Genomic DNA, 16,997 nt, shown 5'->3' on the forward strand with positions numbered 1-16,997 from the left:
ATTTAAGGAAAATAAACCATGGCAGCTAAAGACGTAAAATTCGGCAATGACGCGCGCGTAAAAATGCTGCGCGGTGTGAACGTTCTTGCTAACGCAGTAAAAGTGACTTTGGGCCCGAAAGGCCGCAACGTCGTTCTGGATAAATCTTTTGGTTCTCCGATCATTACCAAAGACGGCGTGTCAGTAGCGCGTGAAATCGAGCTGGAAGACAAGTTCGAAAACATGGGCGCTCAGATGGTGAAAGAAGTGGCCTCCAAAGCGAACGACGCAGCGGGCGACGGCACCACCACGGCAACCGTACTGGCACAGGCTATCGTAAACGAAGGTCTGAAGGCCGTTGCCGCAGGCATGAACCCGATGGATCTGAAGCGCGGTATCGACAAAGCGGTTATCGCTGCGGTTGAAGAACTGAAAAAACTGTCCGTCCCTTGCGCTGACACCAAAGCCATCGCTCAGGTCGGTACCATCTCTGCTAACTCTGATTACACAGTGGGTAAACTGATCGCTGAAGCCATGGAGAAAGTGGGCAAAGAAGGTGTTATCACCGTAGAAGAAGGCTCCGGCTTACAAGATGAACTGGCCGTTGTGGAAGGGATGCAGTTCGATCGCGGTTATCTCTCCCCGTATTTCATCAACAAACCGGAAACCGGTTCTGTTGAGCTGGAAAGCCCGTTCATCCTGCTGGCTGACAAAAAGATCTCCAACATCCGTGAAATGCTGCCGGTACTGGAAGCCGTTGCCAAAGCAGGCAAACCGCTGTTGATCATCGCAGAAGATGTTGAAGGCGAAGCGCTGGCGACGCTGGTAGTGAACACCATGCGCGGTATCGTTAAAGTTGCCGCTGTGAAAGCACCGGGCTTTGGCGATCGTCGTAAAGCCATGCTGCAAGATATCGCTACCCTGACTGCGGGTACCGTTATCTCTGAAGAGATCGGTCTGGAACTGGAAAAAGCCACTCTGGAAGATCTGGGTCAGGCAAAACGCGTTGTGATCAACAAAGACACCACCATCATCATCGACGGTGTGGGTGATGAAGAAGTTATTAAAGGTCGTGTAGGTCAGATTCGTCAGCAGATCGAAGACGCAACCTCCGATTACGATCGCGAAAAACTGCAAGATCGCGTTGCCAAACTGGCAGGCGGCGTTGCAGTTATCAAGGTCGGCGCAGCCACCGAAGTGGAAATGAAAGAGAAGAAAGCACGCGTCGAAGATGCGCTGCACGCGACCCGTGCTGCCGTTGCAGAAGGCGTGGTTGCTGGTGGTGGCGTAGCGCTGATTCGCGTAGCCAATGCCATTCGCAGTCTGCAAGCTGAAAACGAAGACCAGAACGTTGGTATTCGTGTTGCGCTGCGTGCGATGGAAGCTCCGCTGCGTCAAATCGTGGAAAATGCCGGTGAAGAACCTTCCGTTGTGGCTAACAACGTGAAAGCAGGCGAAGGTAATTACGGTTACAACGCCGCAACAGAAGTTTACGGCAACATGATCGACATGGGTATTCTGGATCCGACCAAAGTGACCCGTTCTGCACTGCAATATGCCGCATCCATTGCTGGCCTGATGATCACCACCGCATGTATGGTGACCGAGTTACCGAAAGAAGATAAAGGCGACTTAGGTGCTGCTGGCGGTATGGGGGGCATGGGTGGTATGGGTGGTATGGGCGGTATGATGTAATCAACACCGGGCTCTCTCGCGCCGCGCTGAGAACCGGATGAGTAACATCAACACGTTTTTACGCTTACATGAACACTATCTGGTATATCACCAGATAGTGCTTTTTTATGTCCCGTTTTTGTCTTTTTTCTGTGCAAGCAGCGATCAAATTTTGCCAACGCGCTGTCAAAGATTAAAAAAATGTTTGATCTTGACCCACCATCTCCGGACAGCTTTTGTATCTTAAGTTAACGATGCCCGCTGGCGCCGATATTCTCTTGGGGAGTTGTATCCCAGCGCACTGTGCGGATGGTTTTCATTGTAATGATTGAACGCCGCTGCAAGGTTCTTCAGCGCTGTTCGCACATCGGGTTTTGGCATGAAGGCGATGTAATCTTCCTTCATCGTCTTCACGAACCGTTCTGCCATGCCGTTACTCTGTGGACGGCTCACTGCTGTTGTGCAGGGCTCCAGATTCAGTTCTCTGGCGAACTTCCGCGTTTCATGCGCTGTGTACGCTGAACCATTATCCGTCAGCCATTGCACTGGTTTATCCGGCAGCGCGCTACCGAAGCGTTTTTCCACCGACCTCAGCATCACATCCTGCACGGTTGAACTGTCATAACCCCTGGTGCTCGCTGCCCAGTCTATGGCCTCCCGGTCGCAGCAGTCCAGTGCGAACGTCACCCGCAGCTTCTCGCCGTTGTCACAACCGAACTCGAAGCCATCTGAGCACCAGCGCATATCGCTCTCTGCTACCGCGATTTTGCCTTTATGCTCCCGCTTCGGACGTTCAGTTTTATCATGCAACAACAGCAGGTTATGCTCGCTCATTATCCTGTAAAGCCGTTTGGCGTTCACCGGTGGAAGTCCCTCTGCACGACGTTGCTTACGCAGGATACCCCACACTCGGCGGTAACCGTAACTGGGCATGTCGCTGATGATACGGAGGATGTCCGATAATATCTCAGCATCAGCTTCGTCATTACGCCGGTTGCTGCGCCTGTCCAGCCAGTCGGCAGAACGGTTAACCCGCAGTGACAGCTGCGCACGCGACACGCTCATGGCGCGGCTGACCAGAGCTATTCCCCGTCCTTTGGCAACAAGGGCGCGTGCGCTATCCATTTTCGCGACTGGCGGTACTCCACTGCTTCTTTGAGGATCTCAACTTCCATCGTCTTCTTACCCAGAAGGCGCTGTAGCTCCCGGACCTGCTTGAGGGCAGTCGCCAGCGCCGAAGCTGGAACCACTTCTTCTGCGGCCGCAACGGCGGTGAGGCTTCCTTCCTGGTATTGCTTCTTCCACTTAAACAAAAGGCTGGGCTGGATGCCATGCAGGCGGGCTACATGGGAGACGTTCATCCCCGGCTCCATTGTCTGCTGAATGATGGCGATTTTCTCTTGCGGAGTTTTACGCTTACGGACTTCTTGCCCTAACTGTAGTGGTCAACTAATATTGGCCACTACAAACGGTATCTCTGCCATCATCATGCTCCGCCAGCCACAATTGGAGTAGGGATATGCCCGATGCAGCGCTAACACTGCTGCGCAACATAGCATGGTTGCACGCGACTGATTGGTTAAAAGAAACGCCGATGGAGCTGCCATCCCCTGTCGATACCTGGCTGAAAGAAACCAGTTCGATGACGCAGCGGCTGGAACGACATTGCACACAGTTGACGGTGGTACCGTACTATAATGGTTACATTGCGACTGAGATGCTGGGTGATGAACAGCGCGAGTTACCACACAGCGCGCGTTATTGGTTGCGAGAGGTGATAATCTACGGTGATGGACAGCCCTGGGTGGCCGCCAGAACCTTGATTCCGCCTTCAGCCCTTGACACCTCTGTGTCGGCGTTGACAACGCTTGGTGATACACCGCTCGGGCGCTATCTGTTTAAACAGGATTCCCTGCAACGCGATTACATTCACATTGGGCGCTGTGAAAACCTGTGGGCTCGGCGATCCCGTCTGCGTTTGTTTAATCAGCCAATACTGCTGACAGAATTGTTTTTGCCCTCGTCGCCTGCATATCATTTTCAAGGCGTTGAGCGGGGTAACCGTTAAGGAGAAATGACGTTGGAAAGAAGTATGACAGCGGGAAAATGGGGCGCTTATTGTAGGTTAATGCGAATTGATAAGCCGATTGGTTCCCTGCTGTTGCTCTGGCCAACCCTCTGGGCATTATGGCTGGCGGGCGGTGGCGTGCCGAGCCCGTGGACGCTGCTGGTCTTCGTTGCGGGCGTATTTCTGATGCGCGCGGCAGGCTGTGTTATCAATGATTACGCTGACCGCCATTTTGATGGGCATGTAAAACGCACCGCATCTCGTCCTTTACCCAGCGGCTTAGTGAGTGAGCAATCGGCAAAAGTGCTGTTTGTTGTTCTGGTGCTGATGGCGTTTGCTCTGGTGCTGACATTAAATCGTATGACCATTTGGCTCTCCGTGGCAGCGTTGGCATTGGCATGGATATACCCCTTCATGAAACGCGTCAGCCACCTGCCACAGTTTGTGTTGGGCGCAGCGTTCGGCTGGTCAATCCCCATGGCGTATGCCGCTGTCAGCGAATCCCTGCCCGCAAGCGCCTGGATCATGTTTTTAGCTTACATCTGCTGGACCGTCGCCTACGACACACAATATGCCATGGTCGATCGCGATGATGACCTCAAGATTGGCATCAAATCCACCGCTATTCTGTTCGGGCGTTTTGATACCTTGATCATCGGCTTGTTGCAGGCGAGCATGCTGGCACTGATGGTGGTACTAGGCTTGCAAATGAAACTGGGGGCGGCATTTTACCTCACGGTACTGATGGCGGCTGGTCTGTTCGGCTATCAGCAATGGCTGACCGCCGGGCGTGAGCGCGATGCCTGTTTCCGTGCGTTCCACAACAATAACTTTGTGGGGATGGTGTTGTTTGCGGGGATTGTGCTGGGGCTGTGATGTTCCCCGGCATCACACATGGCGTGTGATGCCGGAGTAGCGGCAATAAACCGCGCAGTCGCACAACACTACGCTTGCGCTACTTCCTGCTTTTCATCTTCCGATTCTGCGCTGGCAGGTGTGCTGGCACTTTCAATCGTCAACCGAACTTCCGGTGTGATCAAATAGCTAAGAATGCGGTAGAGTTCCAAAGTATTGCGCGTATCCACGCTGCTGCTGTCGCTGATGTAACCCTCTTGGCGCAGTGTGGCAACCAGCGTTGAGAACACCGCCTTATCAAAGAACTCAGGCGCATTGATGCCATGCAGCACGGACAGGCGCTGCGCCATATTACGGCTCTCTTTTTCCAGCGTACCGCGGTTCATTTCCGGGTTAGCACCGAGTAATGACAGCGTAATCGCGTAGCGTTGCAGGGTCTCCCGCACGCCGGCTGCCAACAGTTGGAGTGTGCGAATTCGCAGCGGGTTCAACACCAGCGCATCTTGCTTGATGACAATAAGTTCCTGACGCACCAGTTCTGCGGTCAACGTTTCAATGACGGCAGGCAGTGCCTCTTTACTGTAATGCAAGAACAGTTCGGCTTGAATTAACGGGTAAATCAATGACATCTGCCGTGTTAACTCATCCGGCGTGATCCTTCCTCGGTGCATGACAATGCTGGCGATCATCGATGGCAGTACCAGCAAATGCTGGATGTTATTGCGGTAATAGGTCATCAACACAGCCTGTTCACGCGGCAGGATGATGATCTCGCCAATATTGTCTTGCTCGACCTCGAATTTGTTCATTGCCAGCGCGTGTTCCAGCAGTTCCCGCGCAGTCTTTTTCGGTGCAGTGACATCTTTGCTGTAAGGCACGTTGCGCAGCAACTGCAAATAGCAGTCCAGTTGCTCATGCATTTGCTCACGGGTCAGTGCGCGCTGACGTGACGCCAGCAGAGCCGTGGAGCACAGGTTCATGGCGTTGGCGGCGGCGGCATTGTTAATGCGCACCATGACGATATCGGCAATATCCTGCACGGTAGGCGTGAGCCAGGTAGGACGCTGCGCTTCAATCGGATCGATAGCTTCGCGCCACTGCGGTACATGGTGGTTGAGGTAAGGCGTCAGCGACAGCGGCTCGCCAAAATTCACATAGCCTTGCCCCAGATTGCGCAGTTTGCGTAACCCGCGCACCATCTGCATGAAACCTTCTTTCTCTTTGGTGGCACCGCGCAGTTCTTTCGCATAGCTGCCCACTTCAATCACATGCTCATAACCCACATAAATCGGCACCAGCGTAATGGGGCGGGTACCGCCGCGCAGCATCGTCTGAAGGGTCATGGCCAGCGTGCCGGTCTTGGGCTCCAGCAAACGACCCGTGCGCGAACGCCCCCCTTCCATAAAGTATTCGACGGAGTAGCCGCGAGAGAACAGCTCGCCGAGATATTCACGGAAGATGGTGGAGTAGAGCTTGTTGCCCTTGAAGGTACGGCGAATAAAGAAAGCACCCAGACGGCGGAAAATCGGGCCTGCTGGCCAGAAATTCAGGTTGATACCGGCTGCGATATGGGGAGGAACCAGACCTTGATGATACAGCACATAGGAAAGCAGCAGGTAGTCCATGTGACTACGGTGGCAAGGCACATAAACCAGTTCATGGCCATCCTGCGCCAACTGGCGTACGCGCTCGGCATTATGTACGTTGATGCCTTGATACAGGCGGTTCCAGGTCCAGCTCAGAATGCGATCGGAAAGCCGCACGGCCTCATAAGAGAAGTCTGCTGCAATCTCTTCCATCAGGGCGATGGCATTTTGCTGAGCTTTTTCATGGGAGATTTTCTTGCTGCGCGCCTCATCTTCAACGGCTTTCTTGATGGCCTTAGAGTCCAGCAGCTTATGGAATAACTCCTGACGTACCGGCAGACGTGGGCCAACGGCGGCCAGACGCTGACGGGCAAAATGCATGCGGGCGACACGCGCCAGTTTGTGCGCTATGGTTTTGTCAGTACCGTGTTCGGTTGCCATATGGCGCAGTGACACGATGCTGGAGAAGCGCACAAAGCTGTCGCGTCCCAGCCAGAGCACCGCAAAGAATTTCTCAATGCCGTTCAACAGACGCAGATGCGGCGTCGCGCCGTGCTGTCCTTCTCGGCCCGGAGAGCGGCCAAACATGACAGACACGAGCACCATCTGTACATCGAGATAGGGATTGTTGCGGTGCAGATCCAGATAATCATGGAACAGTTTGACGGATTCCTGCTTGGGCGTGTAATAGCGGAACACGCGCGGGCCATCGTTAATAAACACGTGGCTAGGCAGTGATACACCGTCAATTTCAGTGGGTTCCAGCGGATCGGGCAGTTCTAACGCTTGGCATTTTGCGCGCAGCGTCAGTAAATCCGCCTGTGAGTTATAGGGCAGCACATAAAGGATGGTGCGAGACGGATCTAGCCCTAACTCCGCCACGGGATCGTTAGGAATTATCTTGCTTTTCACTAACAATTTAAGTGGGAAATTCAGTAATTTATAGTAAATTTTACGCCAGCCGGACATAACAACCAGAAGCCTCTTGAGTAGCAATGCGCCGCAAGGATACCAGAAAGTACACGGGAGATCTGTGGTGTGATACAACGGTGTTACGGGAAAATTGCAAAAAATCTCTGATAAACGGGTGAAAAAACATGAATAAGGCTACCGGGGTAACTCGGATTATCAAAGCAACCGGGTACTCTCTCAAAGGGCTGAAACAAGCATGGCAGCACGAAGCCGCATTTCGGCAAGAACTGATGCTGCTGGTCGTAGCGGTATTGGTTGCGTGTTGGCTCCCCGTGTCACTGCTGGAACGGCTATTGTTGATTGGCGTGGTGGTGGTGGTGGTGGTGGTCGAGTTGGTCAACAGCGCGATTGAGGCCGTTGTCGATCGCGTGGAGCTGGAGCACCATGAACTCTCCGGGCGCGCCAAGGATATCGGTTCGGCGGCCGTGTTTGTGGCCTTGGTCTTTGCCGCCGTTGTCTGGGTGAGCATTCTCTGGCCGCTCGTGCTGGGGTGATTTCAGCATGATTTTGAGGTAAAGAGCATAAAAACACGGGTATTTGCCTCTCTGTCATTCCCAAGCCGCGATGACCTGTATATACTCACAGATAAACTGTATAAAAAACCAGGGGGCGGGATGAAAGCATTAACAACCAGACAGCAGCAGGTCTATGATCTGATTCGCGATCATATTGCGCAGTCCGGCATGCCGCCAACGCGTGCCGAGATCGCCCAGCAACTGGGTTTCCGCTCACCCAACGCGGCGGAAGAGCATTTGAAGGCGCTGGCGCGTAAAGGCGTGATTGAAATTGTCTCCGGTGCATCGCGCGGTATCCGTCTGCTGATGGAAGATGAAAATGTAGGCCTGCCGCTGATTGGTCGTGTTGCTGCGGGTGAACCGCTGCTGGCGCAAGAGCACATCGAGTGCCACTATCAGGTCGATCCGTCTATGTTCAAACCGCACGCAGACTTTCTGCTGCGCGTCAGCGGTATGTCGATGAAAGATATCGGGATACTGGACGGTGATTTGCTTGCCGTGCATAAAACGCAAGAGGTGCGTAACGGCCAGGTCGTTGTGGCACGCATTGAAGATGAAGTGACGGTTAAGCGATTGAAGCGTCAAGGTAATACCGTACAACTTCTGGCGGAGAATGAGGCATTTTCTCCCATCGTGGTTGATTTGCGTGAGCAGAGTTTCACTATTGAAGGGCTGGCCGTCGGTGTTATCCGTAACGGTGAGTGGAGCTAAACCGCGTTAGCCGACAGGGCATTTCTTTCAGAGAAAGCCTTGTCGGTGACGTGATGCCCTCTCAGCTCAACGACCGGGTTTCGAATTTTTGATGGGCACCGTATGGTCGTGATGACAGTGCCCATGTTCACGGCAATCAGCCACTTCCTGACAGGCTTCGCACAGGCCATGTGCCTCGACCACGCTGTGACGCAGCGTGAAATTGGCGCTTTGTGCCAACGGCTGAAGAATGGCTTCAATGCCTTCCGTCTGACGTTCCGTAACTTGCACGCAGCGATCGCAAATAAACAGCGCTGAAGTATGGCTATGCTCTTCAATGTGGTGACACATGACATAGCTGTTGGTCGATTCCACTCGATGGATAAACCCTTGCTCTAGCAGAAAATCCAGAGCGCGGTATACGGTAGGGGGTTTGGCTTGCGGTTCTGAGACGCGCAGCAGATCCAACAGATCGTAAGCACTGATAGCGCCGTGTTGCTGGGCCATCAGCCGAAGCACTTCGAGTCGCTGTGGCGTAAGGCGCACGTTGCGCTGTTGGCAAATACTTTCCGCCTGGGCAAGGAGTTTGTCTTGGTCGCTTGAATCCATTGGCCTGATCCTACCGCATGATGATGAACATGTTGTCCATCTTACCATGTAAGGCGTGGATCGCGCTGTGATAATCCATCAGTAGGTCGAATGTGCCTCAGGCAACCAGGATCGATAAGCAACGCGCGCAGCGGGGCTTTGGCGCGGATAGTCAGCTGTTTTTCCTGCTGAATGAAGGCGCCGTCTCCACACTGTAACATCGTTGCGTTCTCTTGCGGCGTCATGGCTTCCATCGCACCGTGAACCACCTGAAAATAGGCGCGGTTGCCGTTGAGCGTAAACGTGTGTTGTTCGCCTTCGTCCAATTGCAAATGGTGTACCCAAACCCACCTCGTTATACACAAGTCCGCAACGCCTTATATGCCAAGGGTTAGCGGGCTGAAATAGGCAGCCGGTGGGGTTGTAAATGAAGTGAAACCGACGTGTACTATCGCCATTTACGGCGCTGAAAAATGACACGGGATTCAGATGGTTGGGCACACCAAGAACTGGAAGGGGTAAATCTTGGTGACACGAGGCTCAATAAGCGTGCCAAAGGGCTTTTGATACGGCTGGCTGAGAATCCGCAAGCCAGCATTCCGCATGCGTGCCTCGGATGGTCTGAGACGCTGGGTGCTTACCGCTTCATGGAGAACCAAGCATTCGAATGGCGAGACATTCTGCAACCTCACTGGCAGCGTACGCAGGAAAGGATCCGAGAACACGAGGTTGTGCTGTGTATCCAAGACACTACCGAGCTTGACTTCAACGGGCAGCAAATCCAAGGCTTGGGTCCCTTGAACTACGAAGCCAGGCGTGGTCTGTACCTGCATCCGACCTACGCGGTCAGTCCGGATCGCGTGGGGTTGGGCGTACTGGATGCGTGGATGTGGGCAAGAGAGCCGAAGGATGCAGACGGAAAACGCGATGGGCTCAAGGAGAGTACGCGCTGGCTCGAGGGATACGAGCGAGTTGCTGAACTCGCCTCGGAGTTGCCAAACACACGTCTGGTGTACTTAGCCGATCGCGAAGCGGATATCAAGGCGTTGATGCAGCTCGCTGATGACCTTGGCACTCCGGCTGACTGGTTGATCCGCTCGACTCATAATCGCAGTCTGGACTGTAATGAGAAGCTTTGGCAGAAGGTTGGAAAGACCGTGCCGGTGGGAGAAATCCAATTCGTTATGGCGGCTCGCGCGGGGCAGAAGGCGCGTACGGTGAAACAGGCGCTGCGCGTGAAGCGAGTGTCGCTGCGTTGCGGGTTGGCAGTGACTTGTGTGATAGCCAAGGAAATTGAGCCGCCAGCAGGCGTGAAGCCGGTCGAGTGGCGGTTGCTGAGCAATCGCGTACCTGAAGGACGAGAAGATATCGTGGAGCTGATCGACTGGTATCGGGCTAGATGGGAAATCGAGATGTTCTTCAATGTGCTGAAGAACGGCTGCTGTGTCGAAGCGTTACAGTTATCGACCGTGGATCGCATTGAGCGGGCATTGGCGCTGTTCATGATCGTGGCATGGCGCATCGCCTATTTAATGCGTATGGGACGAACCTGTCCAGAGCTGGACGCAATGTTGTTCTTTGATTCCGACGAGACTCATGGAGCTTACCTACTGATGATGTATGCCCAAGGGCCCCCTGTAACACCAGACAGTAGCTGTATCTCCAGATAAGAGATAGGCTTAGATATATGTCTAACAATCATGCTAATTTTGAAATGACCGGGATCCTGTTAGGGCAAGAAGTCCGTAAGCGTAAAACTCCGCAAGAGAAAATCGCCATCATTCAGCAGACAATGGAGCCGGGGATGAACGTCTCCCATGTAGCCCGCCTGCATGGCATCCAGCCCAGCCTTTTGTTTAAGTGGAAGAAGCAATACCAGGAAGGAAGCCTCACCGCCGTTGCGGCCGGAGAAGACGTGGTTCCAGCTTCGGCGCTGGCGACTGCCCTCAAGCAGGTCCGGGAGCTACAGCGCCTTCTGGGTAAGAAGACGATGGAAGTTGAGATCCTCAAAGAAGCAGTGGAGTACCGCCAGTCGCGAAAATGGATAGCGCACGCGCCCTTGTTGCCAAAGGACGGGGAATAGCTCTGGTCAGCCGCGCCATGAGCGTGTCGCGTGCGCAGCTGTCACTGCGGGTTAACCGTTCTGCCGACTGGCTGGACAGGCGCAGCAACCGGCGTAATGACGAAGCTGATGCTGAGATATTATCGGACATCCTCCGTATCATCAGCGACATGCCCAGTTACGGTTACCGCCGAGTGTGGGGTATCCTGCGTAAGCAACGTCGTGCAGAGGGACTTCCACCGGTGAACGCCAAACGGCTTTACAGGATAATGAGCGAGCATAACCTGCTGTTGTTGCATGATAAAACTGAACGTCCGAAGCGGGAGCATAAAGGCAAAATCGCGGTAGCAGAGAGCGATATGCGCTGGTGCTCAGATGGCTTCGAGTTCGGTTGTGACAACGGCGAGAAGCTGCGGGTGACGTTCGCACTGGACTGCTGCGACCGGGAGGCCATAGACTGGGCAGCGAGCACCAGGGGTTATGACAGTTCAACCGTGCAGGATGTGATGCTGAGGTCGGTGGAAAAACGCTTCGGTAGCGCGCTGCCGGATAAACCAGTGCAATGGCTGACGGATAATGGTTCAGCGTACACAGCGCATGAAACGCGGAAGTTCGCCAGAGAACTGAATCTGGAGCCCTGCACAACAGCAGTGATCAGTCCACAGAGTAACGGCATGGCAGAACGGTTCGTGAAGACGATGAAGGAAGATTACATCGCCTTCATGCCAAAACCCGATGTGCGAACAGCGCTGAAGAATCTTGCAGCGGCGTTCAATCATTACAATGAAAACCATCCGCACAGTGCGCTGGGATACAACTCCCCAAGAGAATATCGGCGCCAGCGGGCATCGTTAACTTAAGATACAAAAGCTGTCCGGAGATGGTGGGTCAAGATCAGTCATGACGGCCGCCGAAACGCTACGCGCGCTCAGGCACGAACAGAGATGTGTATAACGAGGTGAGATAACCCCCATGCCCGCTGCTATGCCCAATATACCGGCGACAGCATTCTTCAGGTTAAAGTTAAGCGTATTGGTTATTGTCAGCAACACCCCCGGGCCTGGACTGGCAATGGTCAAGCTTGATAATAAAATATAGAGATAGAGTTGAGGCATGTGTTATTTATCACCTATTTATTAAGTGAACTTCGATTATTAAATCGTTTTAATAATAAAATACTGTGTTTGAACCGTATAATCCTGTGATTCAACGCATGAGTATACGAACAAACATTACTTTATATCTTTGTTTATAAATAACAGAAACCACTCGATATGGATACGTTAAATAATGCCACACGAAATAAAGGTGCAAAAGAGGAAGTTTTGCACGCGCAGGAATGACGGAAGAAAGAGATATATAATGCGGCCGAGCCGATAAATCAGCCCGGCCCACAGATTACGGATGAGCGACGAAACCTACCGCATCGTACACTTTTTTCAGCGTCGCAGTTGCTTTGAGACGCGCTTTTTCAGCACCGTCACGCATCACCTGTTGCAAGAAAGCTTCATCGTTGCGGAAATGATGATAGCGCGCCTGCAACTCGGTCAGCATACCGGAAACGGCTTGTGCGACCTCACCCTTCAGGTGACCATACATCTGGCCTTCAAAGGCTTTTTCCAGTTCAGGAATCGGTTTTCCCGTAACCCCGGACAGAATATCCAGCAGGTTGGATACCCCCGCCTTGTTGACAATGTCATAACGCACTACTGGCGGTTCATCGGAATCCGTCACCGCACGTTTGATTTTTTTCACTACGGCTTTCGGATCTTCCAGCAGTCCAATCACGTTATTGCGGTTGTCATCCGACTTGGACATTTTTTTGGTGGGGTCCAGCAGCGACATCACACGCGCGCCGGATTTGGGAATAAACGGCTCTGGCACTTTGAAAACGTCACCGTAGAGCGCATTGAAGCGCTGAGCAATATCGCGGCTCAATTCCAGATGCTGTTTCTGATCTTCACCCACCGGCACTTGATGGGTTTGATACAGCAGAATATCGGCCGCCATCAGTACCGGATAGTCAAACAAACCGGCAGTGATATTGTCGGAATAGCGCGCTGATTTGTCTTTGAACTGCGTCATGCGACTCAGTTCACCAAAGTAGGAATAGCAATTTAGCACCCAGCTCAGTTGCGTGTGCTCTGGCACATGAGACTGAACGAAGATGGTGCTTTTCTGTGGATCAATACCACAGGCCAGATAGAGCGCCAGCGTATCCAACGTTGCTTTGCGCAACTGCTGGGGGTCCTGACGCACGGTGATGGCATGCAGGTCAACGATGCAGTATATGCAATCGTAATCATCCTGCATGTTCACCCACTGACGTAATGCACCCATGTAGTTACCAATGGTAAGTTCACCGGACGGCTGTGCGCCGCTAAAAACTATGGGCTTATTCATGCTGACGCTTCCTGATTTTTTGACGTAAGTGGCCCCAGGGCAAAAGTTGTGAGAAGCGCTCAAGCACCACGTCAGGTTGACTCAGCGCAATGGCTTCTCCGTAGTTATAGCCATAAGTCATGCCCACGTTCGGGCAACCTGCGGCCTGTGCCGCCTGAATATCGTTGCGCGAATCGCCGACAAACAACAATTCGGATGCCAGTAAACCCTGCTGTGCCAATACCAGATAGAGCGGCGCAGGATGCGGCTTTTTCATTTTGACATCATCACCGCCGACAATCTGGCTAAACAACCCGGCAATACCCATATCGTTATACACATCTTTTGGCCATTTTTTGAACAGGATGCTCAGAACCCCGTGAATTAAGGCATTCAAGCCATCCCATTGGCTTTTTGAGGTTCAAAATGCCACTCTGAGATAAACCCGTAACTCATTGATTAAAAAGTGCGTTAGAAAGATGTGTATAACGATATGGGCAATACCCAGCGTCTCCAGCAGCGGCGCGACAAAAGGCGTCGGCTTATTGGTGACTAACGCCAGCGGGTAGCCCCAGTCAGCCAGTTGGGTCAGCGTGGCGTGCACGTCGGGAAACAGCTTACTGCCGCTGTCCACCGTTTGCGCATAGTAGCGATCAAACAGTTCGCGCGCCGTGCGGGTATCTTGCGCCGTAGGCGTCATTCCCGCCCAGCACAACGCCCGCTCCACCAGCACATCAGCACCGTTGCCGATCCAGGTAGCAACGCGCGCTTTACCCGCCGCAGGCAGATTCAGCGCTTGCAGCGCCATATCAACGGCATCCGCCAAACCCGGCGCGCTGTCGACCAGCGTGCCATCCAGATCGAAAGCCAACCCGCGAACCATACTGATGTCAGCCATGAGATACCTTACTCAATTCACTGCGCATGTTATCAATTACAGCGCGATAATCGGGGTGACCGAAAATAGCAGAGCCTGCCACGAACATATCCGCACCGGCTTGCGCAATCTGGGCAATATTATCGACTTTTACACCGCCATCCACTTCCAGTCGAATGTCATAACCGCTCTCATCGATGCGTTGACGCACCTGACGCAGCTTATCTAACGTGCCGGGAATAAAAGATTGCCCGCCAAAGCCAGGATTGACCGACATCAACAGAATGATATCCAGCTTGTCCATTACATAATCAAGGCAACTGAGCGGCGTCGCCGGATTCAGCACCAGCCCGGCTTTGCAGCCGTGATCCTTGATCAGTTGCAGCGAGCGATCGACATGCTCGGAGGCTTCCGGATGGAAGGTGATAAAGCTGGCACCGGCTTCGGCGAAATCGGGAATAATACGGTCTACCGGTTTCACCATCAGATGAACATCGATAGGGGCGGTAATGCCATAGTTGCGCAATGCTTTAAGCACCAGCGGCCCGATAGTCAGGTTGGGGACATAGTGGTTATCCATGACATCGAAGTGAACCACATCGGCTCCAGCAGCCAGCACACTGGCGGTGTCTTCCCCTAACCGGGCAAAGTCGGCCGATAAGATGGACGGAGCGATCAAGAAAGGCTTCATTCGTATCTCCAAACAGTTTGTAGGATAACCAGCGCTATGCGCGCGCATCGGGTATTAACGCAGTGGCGCACCATAGAGCGCCAACAGCTCATTAACCTTGCTCCGCCCCATGATATTGCGACTGATGGTGCGTCTCGCCCTTACCACATACAGCGCCGCATCCTGATACCACGCTCGAGTCAGCTCGGTATCATGGTTGGATATCAGTACGGGAATGGCACTCTCCACCGACAACCGATACGCCAGCGTCGCCAGGCTCTGTTGATCGATGTTGTTGAAATTATTCGTGTGATACGCCGTAAAATTCGCCGTTGCGGAAAGCGGAGCATAAGGAGGATCGCAATAGACCACCGCACCTTGCGTTGCTTTGAGCAAAGTCTGCTGATAATGCTCACAAACAAAAGTGGCATTGCGCGCTTTGAGAGCGAACCAGCGTAACTCCTCTTCGGGAAAATACGGTTTTTTGTAACGGCCAAAGGGCACGTTGAATTCGCCCCGCATGTTATAGCGGCACAATCCGTTATAACAGTGGCGATTCAGATACAAAAACAGTACCGCACGACGATAGGGCACCGCACAAAGATTGAACTCATCACGCAACAGATAAAATATTTCCGCCACGTTGTACTCATCGGTGAACAGTTCGCGCGCGTCACGAATGAAATCGTCGGTTTGCGTCTTAACGATATCGTAGAGATTGATGAGGTCACTGTTAATGTCCGCCAGGATGTAACGGGCGTATTCCGTATTCAAAAACACCGAACCGGCCCCGACAAACGGCTCAATTAAACAGTCTCCTTCAGGTAGATAGCGGCGAATCTCTTCTACCAGCGAATACTTCCCACCAGCCCATTTTAAAAAAGCGCGGTTCTTCTTCATGCCGTCGTTAGTTACTCATTACATTTCAGAGCCGCGGATTGTACTCTGTGTCAGACAGCACATCAGGGCTAAAATTGGTGTTACTTATTCAAGTCCTGCTTCACCTGACGGATCGGCTTAACCCATGGTTTTTCTGCCTGCACGGCCGCAGGAAGCGATGCTGCCGCCTGTTTCGCTTCCGCAGAAGAAGCGTAAACACCGTTCACCAATACATACCAGGGCTTACCGTCCCGCTTGGTTTCATAAACCCAGGCGTTGGGTAGGTTGTGCTGTGTGGCGTAAGCTTTCAGCGTATCTGAACGTGATGCACTGCTCAATTGCAGTGTGAAATGGCTGGCGGGCGCATTCTGAATCGATCCCCCCTGCCCTGAAACCGTAGCCTTGTTCCCAGAGGATGTCGGCTTGTCTGATGTCATCGGCACTTTTTGCGCTGGCGTTAGGGCTGATTTGCTCTGTGCGGCCTTATCCTGAACGTTTTTAGCATGTGCAGCCTTCTCCTGCGCCGTCTTCTCTGAGACGTGCGGCGGGTTTTTCGCTGAAGGAACCACAGTAGCAGGCGCAATCGGCAGAGTAGTTACCGGCGAGGAGCCCGAGGTCGCTCCTTGCGAGAAGGCGTTAACCTTCTCTTGCTGCGTCGAAAGCGCATCCGTCATGTTGCCCGGCAACTCAACACGCTGCTGCCCGACAGGCGGAGGCGTGACTTGTGCTTGTGTCGGTGAACTTGCGACCAGCGGCGCATTCAAGGTTTGCGGCTGACCCGGCGCGGTAGCGTTTACTGATGCGGCGTCCCCTTGGGCGGGCGTTACCTGCGCCATCGAAGAAGAAGAGGATAAATCGATACTCTTCTCACCGTTACCCGACGCTGCCGTTGGCGCGCCTTCCGCCGGTTTAGACGGCGATTGCAAGGCTGAGCCTACGCCGATGATCAACAACACCAGCACCACGATCCCGATACCAATCATCAAATGTTGACGAGAGAGCGCTAACTGCGGCGCAGAAAGACGGGGGCTGCGTTGCTGACGTTGTGGCCGCCGATCACTGGTATCCGGTTTTAACGCATCTTCTGGTTTAAATTCGTCCATTTAAACCCCTCCAACTATAAAAAACATATACCCGCTGCGCGGTAAGCGAATTGTTGAATTATAAGACATTATCTTCTATTAACCATAAACCATCAGC

Annotated in this window: 15 protein-coding genes and 2 pseudogenes; 7 read left to right on the plus strand and 10 right to left on the minus strand. The window is 53.1% G+C overall.

What is annotated here, in order from left to right; all coding sequences use genetic code 11:
* Nucleotides 1-18 precede the first annotated feature (18 nt).
* Nucleotides 19-1,674 carry a chaperonin GroEL gene (gene groL, locus ACWWJF_RS13730; RefSeq protein ID WP_455869752.1) on the plus strand — a complete coding sequence of 552 codons (1,656 nt, stop codon included), beginning with the start codon at nucleotides 19-21 and terminating at the stop codon, nucleotides 1,672-1,674.
* Nucleotides 1,675-1,896: 222 nt separating this feature from the next.
* Here groL and ACWWJF_RS13735 read toward each other — a convergent pair.
* Nucleotides 1,897-3,047 (minus strand): IS3 family transposase gene (locus ACWWJF_RS13735; protein ID WP_455871082.1). Its coding sequence is split into 2 segments (ribosomal slippage): nucleotides 1,897-2,777 and nucleotides 2,777-3,047, totalling 1,152 coding nucleotides; the frame shifts between segments, so codons are not numbered across the junction.
* A gap of 125 nt (nucleotides 3,048-3,172) precedes the next feature.
* Between ACWWJF_RS13735 and ubiC the strand changes: the two genes are divergently transcribed.
* Nucleotides 3,173-3,721 carry a chorismate lyase gene (ubiC, locus tag ACWWJF_RS13740; protein ID WP_455869753.1) on the plus strand — a complete coding sequence of 183 codons (549 nt, stop codon included), beginning with the start codon at nucleotides 3,173-3,175 and terminating at the stop codon, nucleotides 3,719-3,721.
* A 6-nt stretch (nucleotides 3,722-3,727) separates the two neighbouring features.
* A complete protein-coding gene (gene ubiA, locus ACWWJF_RS13745) occupies nucleotides 3,728-4,597 on the plus strand; it encodes a 4-hydroxybenzoate octaprenyltransferase (RefSeq protein WP_455869754.1) in 870 nt (289 codons plus the stop codon).
* Nucleotides 4,598-4,665: 68 nt separating this feature from the next.
* On the opposite strand, the gene plsB is transcribed toward ubiA, so the two are convergent.
* Complete coding sequence (plsB, locus tag ACWWJF_RS13750; RefSeq protein ID WP_455869755.1) at nucleotides 4,666-7,131, minus strand: glycerol-3-phosphate 1-O-acyltransferase PlsB; 2,466 nt, start codon at nucleotides 7,129-7,131, stop codon at nucleotides 4,666-4,668.
* Between the two features lie 128 nt (nucleotides 7,132-7,259).
* Here plsB and ACWWJF_RS13755 point away from each other — a divergent pair, with 128 nt between their 5' ends.
* Together ACWWJF_RS13755 and lexA are read left to right on the plus strand one after the other, a co-directional pair.
* A complete protein-coding gene (locus tag ACWWJF_RS13755) occupies nucleotides 7,260-7,628 on the plus strand; it encodes a diacylglycerol kinase (RefSeq protein WP_455869756.1) in 369 nt (122 codons plus the stop codon).
* Nucleotides 7,629-7,748: 120 nt separating this feature from the next.
* Complete coding sequence (gene lexA, locus ACWWJF_RS13760; RefSeq protein ID WP_455869757.1) at nucleotides 7,749-8,360, plus strand: transcriptional repressor LexA; 612 nt, start codon at nucleotides 7,749-7,751, stop codon at nucleotides 8,358-8,360.
* Nucleotides 8,361-8,426: 66 nt separating this feature from the next.
* Here the strand turns inward: lexA and zur are convergent, their stop codons facing one another.
* Both zur and ACWWJF_RS13770 read right to left on the minus strand, forming a co-directional pair.
* Nucleotides 8,427-8,948, minus strand: coding sequence for a zinc uptake transcriptional repressor Zur (zur, locus tag ACWWJF_RS13765; RefSeq protein WP_455869758.1), 522 nt, complete (start codon nucleotides 8,946-8,948; stop codon nucleotides 8,427-8,429).
* A 41-nt stretch (nucleotides 8,949-8,989) separates the two neighbouring features.
* Complete coding sequence (locus ACWWJF_RS13770; RefSeq protein ID WP_455869759.1) at nucleotides 8,990-9,292, minus strand: pirin family protein; 303 nt, start codon at nucleotides 9,290-9,292, stop codon at nucleotides 8,990-8,992.
* Nucleotides 9,293-9,400: 108 nt separating this feature from the next.
* Between ACWWJF_RS13770 and ACWWJF_RS13775 the strand changes: the two are divergent.
* Both ACWWJF_RS13775 and ACWWJF_RS13780 read left to right on the plus strand, forming a co-directional pair.
* Nucleotides 9,401-10,573: pseudogene (locus ACWWJF_RS13775) on the plus strand (IS4 family transposase); the annotation flags it as partial.
* Nucleotides 10,574-10,641: 68 nt separating this feature from the next.
* Nucleotides 10,642-11,849, plus strand: a protein-coding gene (locus ACWWJF_RS13780) for an IS3 family transposase (protein WP_455871083.1) whose coding sequence is annotated in 2 segments (ribosomal slippage) — nucleotides 10,642-10,963 and nucleotides 10,963-11,849 — 1,209 coding nt in all. Because the reading frame shifts where the segments join, the coding sequence is not laid out codon by codon here.
* A gap of 538 nt (nucleotides 11,850-12,387) precedes the next feature.
* Here the strand turns inward: ACWWJF_RS13780 and trpS are convergent.
* The 6 genes and pseudogenes from trpS to ACWWJF_RS13810 all read right to left on the minus strand — a co-directional run bounded on the left by trpS (nucleotide 12,388) and on the right by ACWWJF_RS13810 (nucleotide 16,900).
* Complete coding sequence (trpS, locus tag ACWWJF_RS13785; RefSeq protein ID WP_455871084.1) at nucleotides 12,388-13,392, minus strand: tryptophan--tRNA ligase; 1,005 nt, start codon at nucleotides 13,390-13,392, stop codon at nucleotides 12,388-12,390.
* Nucleotides 13,385-13,696, minus strand: a pseudogene (locus ACWWJF_RS13790) (HAD-IA family hydrolase); the annotation flags it as partial. The pseudogene ACWWJF_RS13790 and the gene trpS, both read right to left, overlap by 8 nt.
* Before the next feature lie 96 nt (nucleotides 13,697-13,792).
* Nucleotides 13,793-14,269, minus strand: a complete 477-nt coding sequence (locus ACWWJF_RS13795) for an HAD family hydrolase (protein WP_455869760.1) — start codon at nucleotides 14,267-14,269, stop codon at nucleotides 13,793-13,795.
* A complete protein-coding gene (gene rpe / locus ACWWJF_RS13800; protein ID WP_264625109.1) occupies nucleotides 14,262-14,939 on the minus strand; it encodes a ribulose-phosphate 3-epimerase in 678 nt (225 codons plus the stop codon). The genes ACWWJF_RS13795 and rpe overlap by 8 nt, the downstream gene beginning before the upstream one ends.
* A gap of 54 nt (nucleotides 14,940-14,993) precedes the next feature.
* The gene (gene dam / locus ACWWJF_RS13805; RefSeq protein ID WP_455869761.1) at nucleotides 14,994-15,818 is read right to left on the minus strand and encodes an adenine-specific DNA-methyltransferase; all 825 of its coding nucleotides are present in this window, start codon (nucleotides 15,816-15,818) and stop codon (nucleotides 14,994-14,996) included.
* Between the two features lie 80 nt (nucleotides 15,819-15,898).
* Nucleotides 15,899-16,900, minus strand: a complete 1,002-nt coding sequence (locus ACWWJF_RS13810; RefSeq protein WP_455869762.1) for an SPOR domain-containing protein — start codon at nucleotides 16,898-16,900, stop codon at nucleotides 15,899-15,901.
* Nucleotides 16,901-16,997: the final 97 nt, after the last annotated feature.

The sequence above is a fragment of the Symbiopectobacterium sp. Eva_TO genome (assembly GCF_053848865.1).